We start from the raw sequence: 16,499 nt of genomic DNA on the forward strand, positions 1-16,499 counted from the left end.
CTCCTGCGGGAGCGGCCGGGAGGGCTGTCCGAGCGGCCGATGGAGCCAGTCTTGAAAACTGGTGGGCGGAAACGTCTCGTGGGTTCGAATCCCACGCCCTCCGCCACGCCGTCCGCCACGGAGCCCCGTTCTTCGCACCGCTTCCCGCCGGCGCCTTCCGACGCCCGTCCTGGCGCGCGACGACGGAGGGCCGCCCGCTCTCCTTCGGAACGCGCCACCCCTCTGTATAGGATTGCGCGACGCCCGGGACCGACGCCCGGCCCTCACCTCCGCACCACTGACGCCTCGACACCGGGAGACGGATGCGCCGCACGGGCCCTTCGACACAGACTCGCGACACTCCGCGCACGCCGCGCCCCTTCGTGCGGCACGGCCGCCAGAAGCGGCACACCCTCGCGCGGACCCTGGTGAAGGGAGCCGCCCTCGTGGGCGGTGTCGGCGTGGTCGCCTCGGTGTCGGTGGTCGCGATCGCGGCGACGCTGATCGTCCAGTCCGTGCAGCCCTCGGTCGACCTGCACCCGGGCGCGGCCGGCTCCAGCGTCGAGGCCGGAGGCGCCCCGGAGATCGGCGCACTCGAGGGCGGCTTCAACGTCCTCGTCGTCGGCAGCGACTCGCGGAAGGGCCAGGGCGACGCCTACGGCGACCCCGACGAGGAGACGAGCGTCCTCAACGACGTCAACATGCTGATGCACGTCTCGGCCGACCACAGCAACGCGACGGTCGTGAGCTTCCCCCGCGACATGTACGTCGACATCCCGGAGTGCGTGAACGCCGCCACGGGTGAGACGATCCCCGCCCGGTACGACACCAAGATCAACGAGGCGATGGGCAGCGACGTCAGCCTCGGCTGCGTGGCGGGGGTCGTCGAGGACCTCATGGGCGTCCGGGTGGACTACGGCGCGGTCGTGCAGTTCAACGGCGTGATCGAGATGTCGAACGCGGTCGGCGGAGTCGACGTCTGCGTCGCGACCGAGATCGCGGACCCCTACACGAACACCTACCTCGAGCCGGGCGTGCACTCGCTCGAGGGCATGGCGGCGCTGCAGTTCCTCCGCAGCCGCCACGGCATCGGCGACGGCAGCGACCTGACCCGCATCAGCAACCAGCAGGTCTTCCTCTCGGCGCTCGTGCGCCGGATCAAGAGCGCGGACACCCTCCTCAACCCGGTCGCGCTCTACGGGCTCGCAAAGGCGGCGCTCGGCAACATGACGCTCTCGACCGGTCTCGACAACGTGAACACGATGGTCCAGATGGGACTCGCGCTGAAGGACGTCGACCTCGCGGACGTCGTCTTCGCGCAGTACCCGACCGGGGCGACTCCGAGCGGAGTGGAGCCGGACCGCGCCGCGGGCGACGTCCTGGCGAGCGCCCTGCAGACCGATCAGCCGATCGCCATCACCGGCGGCACGGGCGCCGGCGCGACCGTGGAGGGCGAGGCGGCGGCCCCGGCCGACACCGCCGCTCCGTCGGGCCCGGCGACCGCGGATCCGCTGGCGACGGCCGAGGCGGCACCGGGCGCTCCTGCACCCGGCACTCCTGCAGCGACTCCCGAGGACGGATCCAAGGTTGCCCTGCCAGAATCGGTCACCGGCCAGAGCGCCGACCAGCAGACCTGCTCGGTCGGCTTCTTCGGCTGAGCCGAGGGCGGGCGGCACCACGGGTGCTCTCCACCTCGCGCGCTGACTCCGGGACGACACGCGTCCCGCAGCCGAGAGAGAGTACGACCCGATGAGCGAACGCGCGTCCACCCGGACCACAGCAGCACGGCACGGCCGCCTGCGCCGCCCGAGCGGCATGCGCTTCGCCGCGCGGATCCTCGCGGCCTGCGTGGGTGTCGGCGTGCTCAGCGCGGTCTGCATCGTGGCGATCGCCGCCTCGCTGATCGCCGGGAGCGCGCGTCCCTCCGTCGACCTAGGGATCGATTCGGGCGGAGGCGACGTGCCCGGGATCGGGGCGATCGAGGGCGGCGTCAACATCCTGCTCGCCGGCAGCGACAGCGCCGACGGATCGGCCGCCGGGGCCTACGGCGACCGTGCCGAGAACCTCAACGACGTCACGATGCTCATGCACATCTCGGCCGACCACTCGACCGTGGAGGTCGTCAGCTTCCCCCGCGACCTCTACGTCCCGATCCCCTCCTGCACCGACCCGGCCACCGGCGCCGTCTCGGACGCGGTGGACTCGGCGAAGATCAACACCTCGCTCGAGGCCGGCGGGCTGGCGTGCACCGTGCAGACGGTCGAGCAGCTGACCGGGCTCGAGATCCCCTACGCGGCGCTCATCCAGTTCGAGGGCGTCATCGAGATGTCGAACGCGGTCGGCGGAGTGGACGTCTGCGTCGCCACCCCGATCCAGGACGAGTACACGGGCCTGAACCTCGACGCGGGCACGCACACGCTCGTCGGCGCCGAGGCGCTGGCGTTCCTCCGCACCCGGCACGGCGTCGGCGACGGCAGCGACCTCACCCGCATCTCGAGCCAGCAGGTGTACCTCTCATCGCTGGTGCGCAAGGTGAAGAGCGCGTCGACGCTCTCGAACCCGGTGAACCTCTACGGCCTCGCGAAGGCGGCCGTCTCGAACATGCAGCTCTCCACCTCGCTCGAGAACGTGAACACCCTCGTGTCGATCGGCCTCGCGGTGAAGGACGTCGACCTCGCGAACGTGGTCTTCGTGCAGTACCCGACCTTCATCGACGGCAACGGCGTGTACCCCAGCGAGGACGCGGCGGCGGCGCTGAACGCGGCGCTCCTCGCCGACCAGCCGATCGCGCTGAGCGGCACCACCGGCGGCGGCTCGCAGTCGACGGGGGAGGAGCCCGGGGCGACCAACGCTCCGGCGGCCACGGAGTCGCCGGCCACCGACGCCCCCGCGACCGACGCCCCCGCGACGAGCGCACCCGACGGGCCGGTCACCCTCCCGAGCGACGTCTCCGGGCAGACCGCGCAGCAGGAGACCTGCACGATCGGCCGGCCCCTGTCGGACCAGTAGGCGGCTTCTCGCCTTCCCGCGGAGGGGCGGGCGCCCGTGTCGCGAGGCCCTCGCGGGTGCGGTTATGATGGTCGTCGTGCGTCCGCCAGCGGGCGCTCGGGAGTCGTCGCATAGTCCGGTCGAGTGCACCACCCTGCTAAGGTGGAGAACCCTTTATTGGGTTCCGTGGGTTCAAATCCCACCGACTCCGCATCGTCCGAAGGCCCCGCTCAGGCGGGGCCTTCGTCGTTCCCGGCGGTGACTGCGCCTGCCGCAGTACCGGCGTCTCCCGGCGGTGCGGGTGCCTGCCGCAGTACCGGCGTCTCCCGGCGGTGCGGGTGCCTGCCGCAGTACCGGCGTCTCCCGGCGGTGCGGGTGCCTGCCGCAGTACCGGCGTCTCCGGGCGGTGCCGGTGTCGCCGCAGTGCCGGGGTCTCGCGGTGCCGGAGCCTTCCGGCCGGTGCTCCGCCGCTCGCGCGCGGCGTCGGCGGCCGATGCGACCCGGCGCCTCAGCCGGCCGGGATCCGCCGCCGATCCGCCGGGCGGGTGCGCTCCCGGAGCGGCTACCCTGATCGGATGCTCAGCCCGATCCTCGACGCCCTGTCCGCCCCTCCCGCGCGGAGGGACGTCGCCTCGATCCGCGGTGCTCTCGCCGAGGTCGCGATCGGCGACTCGGTGCGCGTCCTCGTCCGCTCCCCGCGCTACGGCCTCTACGGGATCGAGGGGGTCGTCCGGCAGGCCGTCGGCGGCGAGCTCGTCGTCGCGGACGTCTTCCTCGGCACGGGGACCGAGATCCAGAGCATCGCCCTGGCTCCGGACGCTGACGAGGTCGGCGGGGAGCGCTCGGCAGAGGGACTCGAGCACGGGGATCCGGTGCGCGTGGCGTTCTCGACTCCGGCGCTCGGGTCGTTCACGATCACGGGCCCGCTGACGGCCGGCGGCCGCGACGGGTTCCTCCTCGTCGGCAGCTGGATCGTCGCGGACGGCGGCGAGCCAGGCCGCCACGTCGACCGCATCGAGCGCCTGACGGACGTCGGCGTGCACGAGAAGCACGTCCCCGGGCGCCGCTCCGCGGTCGAGGAGTAGCCCCTCAGCTCTGGCAGTGCGGGCACCAGTAGGTGACCCGCAGCTGCAGCTCGTCGTCGCCGAGCTCACCGCGCTCGATCGGAGTGCCGCAGCGCCGACACGGCTTGCGGTCGCGGCCGTAGACCCAGAGCTGCTGGCCCGGGCGCAGGTTGCCGGTCGTCGTGCGCTCGATCCGCTCGCGGTTCACGGTGATGAGCCGCTTCGCGAGCGCGATGGTGCGCACGAGGTCGCCGCTCCCGCCGACCGGGCGCGTGGGCAGCACGCCGCGCAGGAAGCACAGCTCGGCGCGGTAGACGTTGCCGAGTCCGGCCATGATCCGCTGGTCGAGCAGCGCGAGCCCGATCGGCCGCTCCGGATCGGCGGACAGGCGTCGCAGCGCCTCGTGCGCGTCCCAGTCGGCGCCGAGCAGATCGGGGCCGAGGTAGCCGACCACGTCCTCCTCGGCCGAGCGCGGGACGATCTCGAGGAGCCCGAGCTCGAAGCCGACCGCCTGCCAGTCCTCGGTCTCGAGGACGATCCGGGCCTGGAACGCCGGCCGGTGCCACTTCGGCCGCTCGCCCTCGCCGCGGGCGTAGAGGTGCCAGCTCCCCTCCATCTTGAGGTGGGAGTGGATCAGCGCGTCGCCGACCCGCATCAGCAGGTGCTTGCCGCGGGGGACGACCTCGTCGATCGTCTCGCCGGTGAGGTCGACCGTCGCGTACTTCGGCACGCGGACGTCGCATCGGGTCAGGACCTCGCCGTCCAGCGCCTCGGCGAGGTTGTGGGCGGATCGGTAGACGGTGTCACCCTCGGGCACGCGGGCTCCCTCCGGCGCTCACGAGCGCATCCTCAGGCCGCGCGGATTCGCGACGAAGCCGGCGGCGACGAGGGCGTCGCCGAAGGGCGTGCCGAGCGCGAAGACGCCGTCGATCTTCTCGACGGTCAGCTTCTCGACCCCGCGGGAGCGGACCAGCTGCGAGAGGGCGCCGGCCGCGTCGGCGAGAGCCGCCTCGTCGGCGGTGAAGGTGAGGGCAGTCTTGCCGCCGCGCTCGAGGTAGACCGCGAGCGCTCCGTCGACGACGGCGACCAGCGCGCCGGCCTTCCGACCGGGGCGGTGCCCCTCGCCCTGCGGCCACGGCAGAGCGGCGCCGAACGGATTGGCGGGGTCGGTCGCCGCGAGCGCGAGCACCGGACGTGAGCGCTCCTGCGCCTCGTCCTGCGGGGCGAACGTGCGGAGCCGGTCGACGCTGCCGGCGGTGCCGAACTGCGCTGCTCCCAGCTTCTCGATGAAGTAGCCCCTCCGGGCGCGGCCCTGCTGCTCGAAGCCGCTCAGCACCTTGTAGGCGAGGGCGAAGCCGCCCAGGACGCCCTCGGCCTGCACGGAGCCGCGGGTGACGATCCCGTACCGCTCGAGCAGCGTCTCGCCGAGCGCGTGCCCGCGGATCGTCGCGTCCGACTCCGCGAGCGGCACGATCGACCAGCGGCCGCCGGCGGTCGGCGGCCCCACGCGGGTGGCCATCGTGGGGCGGGCGGTCATCCGGCCCCGGGGCGCGCGGGCGCGGGCGGGGGCGCGCGGCTGGCGGTGGGCGCCGCCGGTCGAGCCGACGAGGGTGCGCAGCGGCGCCAGGGTGTCGTTCGTGACGAGCCCGGCCCAGACCAGCTCCCACAGGGCCTCGACGAGGCCCGCGTCGTCGGTGGAGCCGACCGCGTCGGAGAGCTGGCGGAAGAAGTAGCCGCCGCCCGATCCGAGCACACCGACGATCTCCTGCTGGAGCTCGGTCAGGGTCACGGACTCGGCGGCGGGGACGGGGAGGGTCAGCCCTGCCGTGTCGGCGAGGTGGAGGCTCACCCAACCGTCGTTGCCGGGGAGGGAGCCCGCGCCGGCCCAGAGGACCTCGCCGGTCGCGGTGAGCTCGTCGAGCATCGCGGGGGAGTAGTCGCGCACCCGGGCGGGCAGGATCAGCGACTCCCAGGCGGACGCGGGGATGGGCGCGCCGGCCAGCTGGTCGATCACGGAGGCCACGCCGTCGATACCGCGGAGCGAGCCGCCGACGTGCTGCCAGGCGGGGAGGAAGCGGGCGTACGCGGCCGCGTCCACCGGCTCCACCTCCTTGCGGAGCGCGGCGAGAGAGCGGCTCCGCAGGCGGCGCAGCACCTCGGCGTCGCACCACTCGGTCCCGGTGCCGGTGGGGCGGAACTCGCCCTCCGAGACGCGGCGCTCGCCCGCGAGGCGGCGCAGGGTGTCGGTGACGACCGCGACGCCGAGGCCCAGGCGGGTGGCGACGGCGGCGGCGGTGAAGGGGCCGTGGGTGCGCGCGTAGCGGGCGACGAGGTCGCCGAGCGGATCGCGGACGGGGTCGATGAAGGCGACGGGGACGCCGATCGGCAGGGGCACGCCGAGAGCGTCGCGGAGCCGGGAGGCGTCCTCCATCGCGGCGTACCGCTGCTCGCCGCCGAGGCCCACGGGCAGGACGCGCTTGGCCTTCACGAGCGCGGCCACGTCGGCCTCGAGCACCGCGCGCTCGATCGCGGGCGCCTTCGCGACGTCCGCCGAGGCGACCGACTCGTCGACCAGGCGCTCCCCGAGCTCGTCGAGCGTCAGCGGGCCGAGCAGCCGGAGCAGGTCGGCGGCGCCCTCGAGCCCGCGGAGGCGGCGCTCGGGCTCGACGCGCTGCAGCTCGCGCTCGATCTGCGCGAGGACGGCCGGGTCGAGCAGCTCGCGCAGCTCCGCCCGGCCGAGCAGCTCGCCGAGGAGCGTCGCGTCGACCGAGAGCGCCGCGGCACGGCGCTCGGCGAGCGGGCTGTCGCCCTCGTACATGAAGGCCGCGACGTAGCCGAAGAGCATGGACCGCGCGAACGGACTGGCGGTCGGCGTCTCGACCTCGAGGATCCGCAGCTCGCGCCCGTCCAGGCGCGCGGCGAGCCGGAGTAGCGCGGGCAGGTCGTAGACGTCCTGGAGGCACTCGCGGACGGTCTCGAGGATGATCGGGAAGGTCGGGTAGGTGCGGGCGACGTCGAGCAGCTGCGCCGCCCGCTGCCGCTGCTGCCAGAGCGGGGAGCGCTTGCCCGGGTTGTACCTCGGGAGCAGGAGTGCCCGCGCCGCGCACTCGCGGAACCGGGCGGCGAAGAGGGCGGAGCCGCCGACCTCGCTCGTGACCAGCTGCTCCAGCTCCTCGCGCTCGAACAGGAACAGCTCGGAGCCCGGCGGCTCCGACTCCGTGTCGGGGATCCGCACGACGATGCCGTCGTCCCCGGCCATCGCCGCTCCGTCGACCCCGTGCCGCTCGCGGACGCGAGCGCCGATGGCGAGCGCCCACGGCGAGTGCACCTGCATCCCGTACGGGGAGTGCAGCACCAGCCGCCAGTCGCCCAGCTCGTCGCGGAAGCGCTCGAGCACGAGGGTGCGGTCGTCCGGGATCTGCCCGGTGGCCAGGCGCTGCTCGTCGAGGAAGGAGAGGAGGTTGCTGGTCGCGTACTCGTCGAGCCCGGCCGCCGTGCAGCGCTCGCGGGCCGTCTCGGGGGCGGCGGCGCCCACCTCGCGGGTGAACGCCCCGATCGCCTCGCCGAGCTCGGCGGGGCGCCCCTGCGAGTCGCCCTTCCAGAACGGGAGGCGCCCGGGCTCACCGAACGCCGGCGTCACGATCACGCGGTCGTAGGTGATCTCCTGGATGCGCCAGCTGGTGGCTCCGAGCGCGAAGACGTCGCCGACGCGGGACTCGTAGACCATCTCCTCGTCGAGCTCGCCGACGCGGTTGCCGGTCGAGCCCGGCTCGCCGACCATGAACACGCCGAAGAGCCCGCGGTCGGGGATGGTGCCGCCGCTGGTGACGGCGAGGCGCTGGGCGCCGGGCCGGCCGGTGAGCGTGTTCGCGTCGCGGTCCCAGACGAGGCGCGGCCGCAGCTCCGCGAACTGGTCGGAGGGGTAGCGGCCCGAGAGCAGGTCGAGGGTCGCCTCGTAGGCGGAGCGGGGCAGGGACACGAACGGGGCGCTGCGGCGGACGGTGTCGAACCAGTCGTCCACGTCGAGGCTCTCGAGGGCCGTCGCGGCGACGGTCTGCTGCGCGAGGATGTCGAGCGGGTTCGCGGGGACGGCGATCGCCTCGATCAGGCCCGAGCGCATCCGCTCCGTCGTCACGGCGGAGTGGAGAAGGTCGGCCCGGTGCTTGGGGTAGAAGGACCCGCGCGAGACCTCGCCGACCTGGTGGCCGGCTCGACCCACGCGCTGCAGGGCGCTCGCGACCGAGGGCGGCGTCTCGACCTGGACGACGAGGTCGACCGCGCCCATGTCGATCCCCAGCTCGAGGCTCGAGGTCGCGACCACGCAGCGCAGGCGGCCGGACTTCAGGTCGTCCTCGATGATCGCGCGCTGCTCCTTGCTCACCGAGCCGTGGTGGGCGCGGGCGAGCAGCGGCTCCTCGTCGGGCGCGGACTGCCCGCTGCCGCTCGTGCCCCCGGCCGCTCCCATCGCCTCGGCCGGGGAGCGGCGGACGGAGGAGGAGGCCGCCTCGGCGAGCAGGGCCCCGACGGCGACGGGCTCGCCCGCCTCGCGCGCCCGCTCCGCGGCGAGCTCGCGGCGCTCGGCGTAGATCTCGTTGAGCCGGGCGGTCAGCCGCTCGGCGAGACGGCGGGAGTTCGCGAAGACGATGGAGGAGGTGTGCGCGAGGACCCGGTCGACGATCGACTCCTCGACGTGCGGCCAGATCGACCCGCTCTGCGGACCGGTTGCCCCCATCGTCGATCCGTCCTGCGGAGCCGCCGTCCCCAGCTCGGACATGTCCTCGACCGGGACGACGACGCTGAGGTCCCACTGCTTCTCGGACGCCGGAGCCACGATCGCGACCGGGGAGCGGCCGGCGAGGAACCGGGCCACCTCCTCGCGCGGGCGCACCGTCGCCGAGAGGCCGATGCGCTGCACCGGCTTCGGGAGCAGGGCGTCGAGCCGCTCGAGGGAGACGGCGAGGTGCGCCCCGCGCTTGGTCGACGCGACCGCGTGGACCTCGTCGACGATGACCGTCTCGACGCCGCGGAGCGACTCGCGCGCCGCCGAGGTGAGCATGAGGTAGAGCGACTCGGGGGTCGTGATCAGGATGTCCGGCGGCGTCTTCTGCAGCACGCGCCGCTCGGCGGCGGGCGTGTCTCCCGACCGCACCCCGACGGTGACCGTGGCCGGCGCGCTGCCGATGCCCTCGGCGCTCAGCCGCAGCGCCGTCTGGGTGACGCCGACGAGCGGCGAGCGGAGGTTGCGCTCGACGTCGACGCCGAGAGCCTTCAGCGGCGAGACGTAGAGCACGCGCGTGCGGTGCTGCGGATCCTCCGGCGGCGGGCCCTGCACGAGCCGGTCGATCGCCCAGAGGAAGGCCGAGAGCGTCTTGCCGGAGCCGGTGGGAGCGACCACGAGGGCATGCGCTCCACTCGAGATGGCCGACCAGGCGCCCTCCTGGGCGGCGGTCGGCGCCGGGAACGCGCCCTCGAACCACGCGCGCGTGGCGGGGGAGAAGCGCTCGAGGACGTCCGGCATGCACCCATCCTCCCTGCCACCTCCGACATTGCCGGGGCCGCGGCCCGGGGGCGAGCCCTTGACGCGGGGGAGTCCGCCCGTCAGGCGAAGCCGAGACGCACGAACGTGCCGATGTCGGCGAGCTCGGCCTGCCCGACTCCGTGGGCGACGCCCTCGTAGACCCGGGCGTCGAGCGCCGTGTGCTCCGGGAACCAGGCCGCCGCGTCCCGCACGAGCTCCTCCGGGATCACCGTGTCGAGCGTCCCGCGGCCCCAGAACACCGGCGGACGCTCGCGGGCGAGCCGCTCGTCAGCGTCGTCGCCCTCGGCGAGCGGGACCACGAACCCGGACAGGGCGACCGCGAAGGCGAAGCGGCCCGGCGCGCGCCGAAGCAGCTGCACCGCCAGCGCGGCGCCCTGGGAGAAGCCCAGCAGCCCCACCGGGCCCGGGTGCTCCAGACCGTCGAGCCACTCGATCACCCCCGCCGCCGCCGCTTCGACGGCCTCGGGATCGGCCCGCGGCTCGTCCGGCACCAGCGGGACACGGAGGGGCCACCACGCGTTCGCCCCGCCGCCCAGGGCGAGAGGCGCCCGGAGGGACGCGAGGACCGGCTCCAGCGGCAGGTAGGCGCCGAGCGAGAACAGGTCCCCCTCGTGCGAGCCGTAGCCGTGCAGCAGCACCAGGAGGGGCCTGCCGACGCGGTCGCGCTCGGAGGAGGACCACAGCACCGCGTTCGCGTCGATTCCCATCGCACCATCATCCCCCTGAGTGCGGGATCGCCGCCGCCGGTCGGAACACCAGCCGCGAAGGGTGAGAATGGCTGCATGAGCGTGCGCACCCCTGACCCGAACTCCGGGTGGCTGTCCGACGACGAACTCGCCGAGATCCGCCGGCGGCTCCCGCTGCTGTACGTGGAGGCCGTGCCCGTCCGGGTCGACGGGCTCGGGCAGGTCACCGAGGTCGGCGTGCTCCTGCGCGCGACCCCCTCCGGCCAGATCACCCGCACGATCGTCTCGGGCCGCGTGATGTACGGCGAGACGCTGCGCGACGCGCTGTTCCGCCACCTCGAGAAGGATCTCGGCCCGATGGCCTTCCCCCTCCTCCCGGCGAGCCCGCTCCCCTTCCACGTCGCCGAGTACTTCCCGATGCCCGGCATGGGACCGTTCACCGACGACCGCCAGCACGCGGTCTCCCTCGCCTACGTCGTCCCCGTCACCGGCACCTGCGACCCCCGCCAGGACGCCCTCGAGCTCACCTGGATGACCCCCGACGAGGCCTGCTCCGACGCGATCTCCGCCGAGATGGAGGGCGGGCGGGGCGCGCTGATCCGCGCCGCGCTCGCTTCCGTCGGCCGCCTGTCCTAGCGGTGCGGATCGGCCGCGGCGCTCCCTTCTGCGCGCCGATAGCGGCGCGCCGCGGCCGGCTCGCAAGCATGGCGGGCCGGCTGGAGCGTCGGGCGTCCGCCTGGACCGATCCGCCGGCACGCGACCCGGCCGTTCGGCTCGTGGATCCGGCGTCCACGGGACCTCTGTGACCGGGCGAGGAGAGGCGGCGCCCCTGCCCGACGACGGCGCAGCAGGGGATCGTCTGATCAGGACACGGTGAGGACTTCCGGAGCTCCCTGCGCGGGACTTCGCTCGAAGAGGTGAAGCGTGAACGACGAAGGGCCGGGGCCCGCGACCAGTAGTCGCGGGCCCCGGCCCTTCGTGATGTCGGCGCCCTGATCAGGACGAGCGCTGAGGTGCGATCACCGAACGCTCAGCCCCCGGTCGCGACATGCTCTGCGTATCGCAACCGTGCTTGAAGCCGACTGCGGTGCGCCGCTCCGCGGCGCACAATCGGACTCAGCCCTGCGCGCGGCGGCCGCCGCGGCGGGCGCCGCCGCCGGCGGACTCGCGGGCGGGAGCGGCCGAGGCCGCTCCGCCGGTCGCGGTGCTGTAGAACGAGCGCGATCCGCCCGAGGTCGAGGGGGCACCGGCGGCCGAGCGGCTGCGGCCTCCGCGGGCGCCGCCGCGGGCGGGTCCCTCGGCGGCGGTGCGGTCGCGGCGGGGGCGGTCGCCTCCGCCGGTCGCGGCACCCGTCGAGCGTCCGCCGCGGGGTGCGGCGGTGCCCTCGGTGCGGGCCGCGCGCTTGCGCTGCGCGTTGGCGCCCTGCGAGCGTCCGCCCTGCGACTGGCCGCGGACGGGCTCGACGACGGCGCTGGGGGTGACGTACGGAGCGACGTCGCCGACGAGCTTCGCGACGGCGGCCGAGTCAGCCGTCACCTGCTGGGGCGCGACCTGGATCGCGGCCTTGCGGAGGAGGGTCTTCACGTCGCTGCGCTGCGTGGGCAGGACGACGGTGACGACGTCTCCCTCGCTGCCGGCGCGGGCGGTGCGGCCCGAGCGGTGCAGGTACGCCTTGTGCTCCATCGGCGGGTCGACGTGGATGACGAGCTCGACGTCGTCGACGTGCACACCGCGGGCGGCGACGTCGGTGGCGACGAGGACCTTGACGGTGCCGGCGCCGAACGCGGCGAGGTTCCGGTCGCGGGCGACCTGCGAGAGGTTGCCGTGCAGGTCGACCGCGGGGATGCCCTGGCCGGTGAGCTGCTTGGCGAGCTTCTTCGCGTGGTGCTTGGTGCGCATGAAGAGGATGCGGCGGCCGGTGCCGGACGCGAGCGTCTTCACGAGAGCGTTCTTGGCGTCGAGGCCGTCGACCTCGAACACGTGGTGGGTCATCAGCGCGACCGGCGAGTTGGCCTCGTCGACCGAGTGGAGCACCTCGTTCTGGAGGTACTTCTTGACCAGCTTGTCCACGCCGTTGTCGAGCGTCGCGGAGAACAGCAGGCGCTGCCCGCCGCGGGGGGTCTTGTCGAGGATGCGCGTGACGACCGGCAGGAAGCCGAGGTCGGCCATGTGGTCGGCCTCGTCGAGGACGGTGATCTCGACGGCATCGAGGTTCACGAAGCCCTGCTTCATCAGGTCCTCGAGGCGGCCCGGGCAGGCCACGACGATGTCGACGCCCTGCTTGAGCGCGGCGACCTGGCGCTGCTGCGAGACGCCTCCGAAGATCGTGGTGGTGACGATGCCGTACGCGTCGGCGAGGGGCTGCATCGCGGCGGTGATCTGCGTGGCGAGCTCGCGGGTCGGCGCGAGGACGAGTCCGAGCGGGCGGCCGGGGCGGCGGCGTCCGCCGGCGAGCGAGCCGCCGAGTCGGGCGATCATCGGGATGGAGAAGGCGAGGGTCTTGCCGGAGCCGGTCTTGCCGCGGCCGAGGACGTCGCGTCCGCCGAGGGTGTCGGGCAGCGTGTCGACCTGGATCGGGAAGGGCTCGGTGATGCCGCTCGCGGTGAGCGCGGCCACGAGGGGGGCCGGCACGCCGAGGGCGCTGAAGGAGAGGGGGGTGTTCGACATGGAGTGGTGCCTTTCGGGGGCATCATGCCGATCGAGGACGCGCGGGCGGTGGCCGGGGCGCGGGTGATCGGCGTTCGGGCGAAGGTGACGGTGGTCACATCCGTTCGCCGTACGATTCGGTGCGCGCGGCCGGGGGCCTCATGCACGTGCGCCAGATGGTCGGGACGGATCCTCGACGGTCAGAGTCCTAGGGGACAAGGGGCGTTCTACGACGCGGGGGAGCGCAGTCGCTGCGCTCGCACCGTCCCACTCTAGTGGATGCCGATCCATCCGCGCATCGCGGCCTGCACGCGGGAGCCGTCGCGGTCGCTCAGCTTGGTCCCGACGAAGTCGCCCGCCCAGTCCGAGGTCTGCACGCGGAAGGCCGGCTCCGGGTCGCGCAGGGTCTTCAGGATGACGGCGGCGACGTCGGACGGGTCCTGCGCGTGGGTCGAGGAGAAGGACGACGCGGCGCGGTCGAGGTAGGCGCCGAGCGCCGGCGAGTAGGGGCCGGCCTGCGCGAGCATCGCCGCCGCGTCGATGCCGACGTTCTCGACGAAGCTGCTGCGGACCGCTCCCGGCTCGATCAGCGACACGTGGACGCCGACGGAGGCGGCGACCGGGGCGAGCGCCTCGAAGAACCCCTCGACCGCGAACTTCGCCGCGCAGTAGTCCTCGTTGAACGGCTGCCCGATCGCGCCGCCGACGCTCGAGACGGTGACGATGCGACCGCGGGACGAGCGCAGCATCGGCATCGCGGCGCGGGTGACCGCGACGGTGCCGAAGAAGTTGACCTCCATCACGCGGCGCAGCTCCTCCGGATCCTCCAGCTCGAGGGTGCCGAGGTGGCCGGCTCCGGCGTTGTTCACGAGGGCGTCGAGACCGCCGAGCTCCTCCTCCACGGCGCGGAGGCAGCCGGCGACGGAGTCCGCGTCGGTCACGTCGAGCGCCCGCAGGTCGAGCTCGACGCGTGCCTCGGCGGCGGCGGCGCGCAGGCCCTCCGCCCGCTCCGGATCCCGCACGGTGGCGACCACCCGCCAGCCCGCGCGCGCGGCCTCGATCGCGGTGGCGCGGCCGATGCCGGTGGAGGTTCCGGTGACGAGGAGGACGGGACGGGGCATGCGGCTTTCCTGCTTTCCGGCGCACGACGGCGCCGCCCGGAGGCTATCGGCCGCCCCTCCGAGAACGTCCAGGGTCGGTGTCAGCCCCGGTAGCGCTCGCCGACCGGCACCTCGACCGGCAGCCGGTTGCCCGCCTGGGCGAGCGGGCAGGCCCAGGCCGGGTCGTAGGCGCAGGAGGGGTTGTAGGCGAAGTTGAAGTCGAGGACCAGCGTCCCCGGGGCGGAGCCCGGACCGAGGTCGGCGCCCTTCACGGTGTCCAGGAGGTAGCGGCCACCGCCGTATGTGCCGCCGGGTGTCCCCGCGAGGGCGTCCTTGACCGGCAGGAACAGGCCTCCGCCGTAGGACGCGAGGCGCCAGACGTCGAGGCTGCCGGCGTCCGGCACCTCGACCGTGCCGATCAGCTCGAAGGGGACGGTACCGTCGGTGCCGGTCTCCACGTCCATCCGCCGCGCCTCCTCGGCGGGGGCCACCTCGAGCTCGAAGCGCCAGGCCGCGTCGTAGGGCGCGATCGGCAGCGAGCGGAAGTGCGCGCGGTCGGCCGGAAGGAGGGGGGTGGAGGGGTGCTGCGCGAAGAGCGCGTTGCGCCCGCGGATCCAGGACGCGTGCGCGGCGAGCAGGTCCACGTTCGAGAGCCGGCGCACCTCCGCGTAGAGGGCCTGGACGTGGCGGCGCCAGTCCGACACCTCGACCGCGGTCGTGAGGCGGCGGCGGGGCGAGACGCCGTCGTCGTCCTGCTCCTCCTCGTCGGTGGAGGGCCACTGGAGGCGCAGGAGCTCCGAGCGCGACAGCTCGGTCTCCTCCTCGGCGACACCGTCGGGGCTCATGCGGCGGACTCCCCGCGCGGGCGGGTGTCGGCACCGACATCGTGGCGCCAGGACGGGGCTAGGGAGCGGATGCGGATGCCGCGCCACTGCCAGAACGCCCACATCGACGGCCAGAGCGCGGCCGAGGCGAGGCCCGCCGAGAACTCGAGGCGGTCGCGGAAGAGCGTGCGCCCGTCGGGGAGCGGGGCGACGGCCATGCGGTGGTCCCACGCGGTGATCAGTCGGAGGGAGCCGGTGAGGGGACCGCCGCTGTCGCGCAGGATCCGCACGTCGGGCATCGAGGGGACGCGGCGGTAGGAGAGGTCGATCTCCTGCGCGCCCATCGGCACGATCCCGAGGGCGTCCATCGCGACCTCGTGGGAGCCGAGCCCCCAGGTCGGGCGGAAGCCGCCCTCGTCCAGCGACGCGGCGGTCAGGAGCGGGGACATCACCTCCCGGAACACGGCCGGACTCTGCAGGGCGCGCCAGGCGGAGTCGGCGTCGGTGTCGAGCACGTGCTTGAGCATCACCTTCACGAGGGACATCCTCCTCCGCCCGCCCCTGCGCGGGAACCGGGTGCGCGCGGAGCCCCGGACGTGTATGCGCCTCCGGTGCTCGCTACCGTGTCAGGGTGACCGCTCCCGCCGCCTCCGTCGACCAGTCGACCTACCAGATCCGCTTCGAGTGGGGGGCCCGCGCCCTCCGCGTGCTCGCCCCCGCCCACGTCACGGTGCTCGTCGACGCTCTGCCCGGAGGCGAGAGCCCCGACCTCGGGGGAGTGGAGGGCCGCGTCGTCCGCGCGAGCCTGGCCGACCGCTCGGCCGTCGCCCGCTGGATCCTGGAGCGCCAGCACGAGAACGGCGGGCGCACCAGCGTCAACGTGATCGCCCTCGGCGACATCGATGACAGCGGAGCGGCGCGGTTCGCGATGGAGGACCAGCTGGCGGCCGGCGCCGTCGTCGACGCGCTCATCGGACTGGGCATCGACCACGTCTCGCCCGAGGCCGCGGTGGCCTGCGCGTCCTACGAGGGCCTGCGCCGGGCGTGCGCGCACCTGCTCACCGCGTCCGAGTCCGGCCGCCTGCTCGCCGCCGAGGGGCGGGCGGACGAGGTCCGCGCCGCCGCCCGGGTCGACACCGTCGACGAGGTGGCGGTCCTCCGCTGACCCGCCGCTCCGGCGGGCGCGGCCTCCGAGAGGTGCAGGGCGTCCGCGGAGCGCACAAGCCCCTGCGGATCCGAGCCGCCGCCTCGACCACTCGCCCGCCCCCGGCGTAGCGTTCGGCGGAGGCGGTCCCTCCGCCCCCCCCGCCCCGACCGAAAGCTGGCCCGCATGAAAGCCGTCCTCAACGACGTCGTCCTCGCCGACGCCCCCGACTCCGACCTGATCTCGATCGAGGGCAACTGGTACTTCCCGCCGTCGAGCATCGCCGAGGGCGTGCTCGTCGAGAGCCCCACGCCCTACACCTGCCCGTGGAAGGGCGAGTGCCAGTACTTCTCGGTGCAGACCGGCGACGGCCTGCAGAAGGACAAGGCCTGGTCGTACCCGCACCCCTACCCGACGGCGTTCGACCGCGTCGGCAAGGACTTCTCGGGCTACGTCGCCTTCGACCGCTCGGTCCGCGTCTCCGACTGACCCGTCCCGCCGCGGTGCCGCTCCCGGTGCCGCGGCGGTG

At 74.0% G+C, this 16,499-nt stretch carries 13 protein-coding genes and 2 tRNA genes; 8 read left to right on the forward strand and 7 right to left on the reverse strand.

Annotated features, from left to right (window positions below; genetic code table 11):
• The first annotated feature begins 18 nt into the window (after nucleotides 1-18).
• The 5 genes from C5C53_RS13320 (at nucleotide 19) to C5C53_RS13340 (ending at nucleotide 4,052) form a co-directional block, all read left to right on the forward strand.
• A tRNA-Ser gene (locus C5C53_RS13320) sits at nucleotides 19-106 on the forward strand.
• A gap of 301 nt (nucleotides 107-407) precedes the next feature.
• Nucleotides 408-1,637 (forward strand): LCP family protein, encoded by a 1,230-nt coding sequence (locus tag C5C53_RS13325; protein WP_258075429.1) that lies wholly within the window; start codon nucleotides 408-410, stop codon nucleotides 1,635-1,637.
• A 91-nt stretch (nucleotides 1,638-1,728) separates the two neighbouring features.
• Entirely contained in the window at nucleotides 1,729-2,988 is a 1,260-nt protein-coding gene (locus tag C5C53_RS13330) for an LCP family protein (protein ID WP_104267756.1), read from the forward strand.
• Nucleotides 2,989-3,087: 99 nt separating this feature from the next.
• Nucleotides 3,088-3,178, forward strand: a tRNA-Ser gene (locus C5C53_RS13335).
• 364 nt (nucleotides 3,179-3,542) lie between these two features.
• Complete coding sequence (locus C5C53_RS13340) at nucleotides 3,543-4,052, forward strand: hypothetical protein (protein WP_104267757.1); 510 nt, start codon at nucleotides 3,543-3,545, stop codon at nucleotides 4,050-4,052.
• A gap of 4 nt (nucleotides 4,053-4,056) precedes the next feature.
• Here C5C53_RS13340 and C5C53_RS13345 read toward each other — a convergent pair whose 3' ends face one another.
• From C5C53_RS13345 to C5C53_RS13355, 3 genes are all read right to left on the reverse strand, one after another.
• Nucleotides 4,057-4,848: a DNA-formamidopyrimidine glycosylase family protein gene (locus C5C53_RS13345; RefSeq protein WP_104247584.1), complete on the reverse strand. Its 792-nt coding sequence runs from the start codon at nucleotides 4,846-4,848 to the stop codon at nucleotides 4,057-4,059.
• Between the two features lie 18 nt (nucleotides 4,849-4,866).
• Entirely contained in the window at nucleotides 4,867-9,549 is a 4,683-nt protein-coding gene (locus C5C53_RS13350; protein ID WP_104267758.1) for an ATP-dependent helicase, read from the reverse strand.
• Between the two features lie 80 nt (nucleotides 9,550-9,629).
• Entirely contained in the window at nucleotides 9,630-10,277 is a 648-nt protein-coding gene (locus C5C53_RS13355) for an alpha/beta hydrolase (protein ID WP_104260904.1), read from the reverse strand.
• Between the two features lie 75 nt (nucleotides 10,278-10,352).
• On the opposite strand from C5C53_RS13355, the gene C5C53_RS13360 reads away from it, so the two are divergent.
• Nucleotides 10,353-10,892 carry an NUDIX hydrolase family protein gene (locus tag C5C53_RS13360; protein ID WP_104225113.1) on the forward strand — a complete coding sequence of 180 codons (540 nt, stop codon included), beginning with the start codon at nucleotides 10,353-10,355 and terminating at the stop codon, nucleotides 10,890-10,892.
• Nucleotides 10,893-11,372: 480 nt separating this feature from the next.
• Here the strand turns inward: C5C53_RS13360 and C5C53_RS13365 are convergent, their stop codons facing one another.
• The 4 genes from C5C53_RS13365 to C5C53_RS13380 all read right to left on the reverse strand — a co-directional run bounded on the left by C5C53_RS13365 (nucleotide 11,373) and on the right by C5C53_RS13380 (nucleotide 15,371).
• Nucleotides 11,373-12,923 carry a DEAD/DEAH box helicase gene (locus C5C53_RS13365; protein WP_104225114.1) on the reverse strand — a complete coding sequence of 517 codons (1,551 nt, stop codon included), beginning with the start codon at nucleotides 12,921-12,923 and terminating at the stop codon, nucleotides 11,373-11,375.
• Nucleotides 12,924-13,174: 251 nt separating this feature from the next.
• Nucleotides 13,175-14,023 carry an SDR family oxidoreductase gene (locus tag C5C53_RS13370; protein ID WP_104233932.1) on the reverse strand — a complete coding sequence of 283 codons (849 nt, stop codon included), beginning with the start codon at nucleotides 14,021-14,023 and terminating at the stop codon, nucleotides 13,175-13,177.
• A gap of 80 nt (nucleotides 14,024-14,103) precedes the next feature.
• Nucleotides 14,104-14,847 carry a DUF1684 domain-containing protein gene (locus C5C53_RS13375; RefSeq protein WP_104267759.1) on the reverse strand — a complete coding sequence of 248 codons (744 nt, stop codon included), beginning with the start codon at nucleotides 14,845-14,847 and terminating at the stop codon, nucleotides 14,104-14,106.
• Nucleotides 14,844-15,371 (reverse strand): hypothetical protein, encoded by a 528-nt coding sequence (locus tag C5C53_RS13380; RefSeq protein ID WP_104238079.1) that lies wholly within the window; start codon nucleotides 15,369-15,371, stop codon nucleotides 14,844-14,846. Before C5C53_RS13380 ends, C5C53_RS13375 begins: the two co-directional genes overlap by 4 nt.
• An 86-nt stretch (nucleotides 15,372-15,457) precedes the next feature.
• On the opposite strand from C5C53_RS13380, the gene C5C53_RS13385 reads away from it, so the two are divergent.
• Both C5C53_RS13385 and C5C53_RS13390 read left to right on the forward strand, forming a co-directional pair.
• On the forward strand, nucleotides 15,458-15,991 hold the full coding sequence (locus C5C53_RS13385) for a 2-phosphosulfolactate phosphatase (RefSeq protein WP_104267760.1): 534 nt from the start codon (nucleotides 15,458-15,460) through the stop codon (nucleotides 15,989-15,991).
• Nucleotides 15,992-16,156: 165 nt separating this feature from the next.
• On the forward strand, nucleotides 16,157-16,459 hold the full coding sequence (locus tag C5C53_RS13390) for a DUF427 domain-containing protein (RefSeq protein ID WP_104224584.1): 303 nt from the start codon (nucleotides 16,157-16,159) through the stop codon (nucleotides 16,457-16,459).
• Nucleotides 16,460-16,499: the final 40 nt, after the last annotated feature.

Source organism: Rathayibacter sp. AY1E3, assembly GCF_002932235.1.
In the GTDB taxonomy this organism is placed as follows: Bacteria; Actinomycetota; Actinomycetes; order Actinomycetales; family Microbacteriaceae; genus Rathayibacter.

What these genes read in the sequence shown, in the direction of transcription:
- C5C53_RS13350 (WP_104267758.1), bottom strand. Translation starts at nt 9,549, where the DNA reads ATGCCGGACGTCCTCGAGCGCTTCTCCCCCGCCACGCGCGCGTGGTTC.
- C5C53_RS13390 (WP_104224584.1), top strand. Translation starts at nt 16,157, where the DNA reads ATGAAAGCCGTCCTCAACGACGTCGTCCTCGCCGACGCCCCCGACTCC.
- C5C53_RS13365 (WP_104225114.1), bottom strand. Translation starts at nt 12,923, where the DNA reads ATGTCGAACACCCCCCTCTCCTTCAGCGCCCTCGGCGTGCCGGCCCCC.
- C5C53_RS13330 (WP_104267756.1), top strand. Translation starts at nt 1,729, where the DNA reads ATGAGCGAACGCGCGTCCACCCGGACCACAGCAGCACGGCACGGCCGC.
- C5C53_RS13340 (WP_104267757.1), top strand. Translation starts at nt 3,543, where the DNA reads ATGCTCAGCCCGATCCTCGACGCCCTGTCCGCCCCTCCCGCGCGGAGG.
- C5C53_RS13375 (WP_104267759.1), bottom strand. Translation starts at nt 14,847, where the DNA reads ATGAGCCCCGACGGTGTCGCCGAGGAGGAGACCGAGCTGTCGCGCTCG.
- C5C53_RS13370 (WP_104233932.1), bottom strand. Translation starts at nt 14,023, where the DNA reads ATGCCCCGTCCCGTCCTCCTCGTCACCGGAACCTCCACCGGCATCGGC.
- C5C53_RS13355 (WP_104260904.1), bottom strand. Translation starts at nt 10,277, where the DNA reads ATGGGAATCGACGCGAACGCGGTGCTGTGGTCCTCCTCCGAGCGCGAC.
- C5C53_RS13360 (WP_104225113.1), top strand. Translation starts at nt 10,353, where the DNA reads ATGAGCGTGCGCACCCCTGACCCGAACTCCGGGTGGCTGTCCGACGAC.
- C5C53_RS13380 (WP_104238079.1), bottom strand. Translation starts at nt 15,371, where the DNA reads ATGTCCCTCGTGAAGGTGATGCTCAAGCACGTGCTCGACACCGACGCC.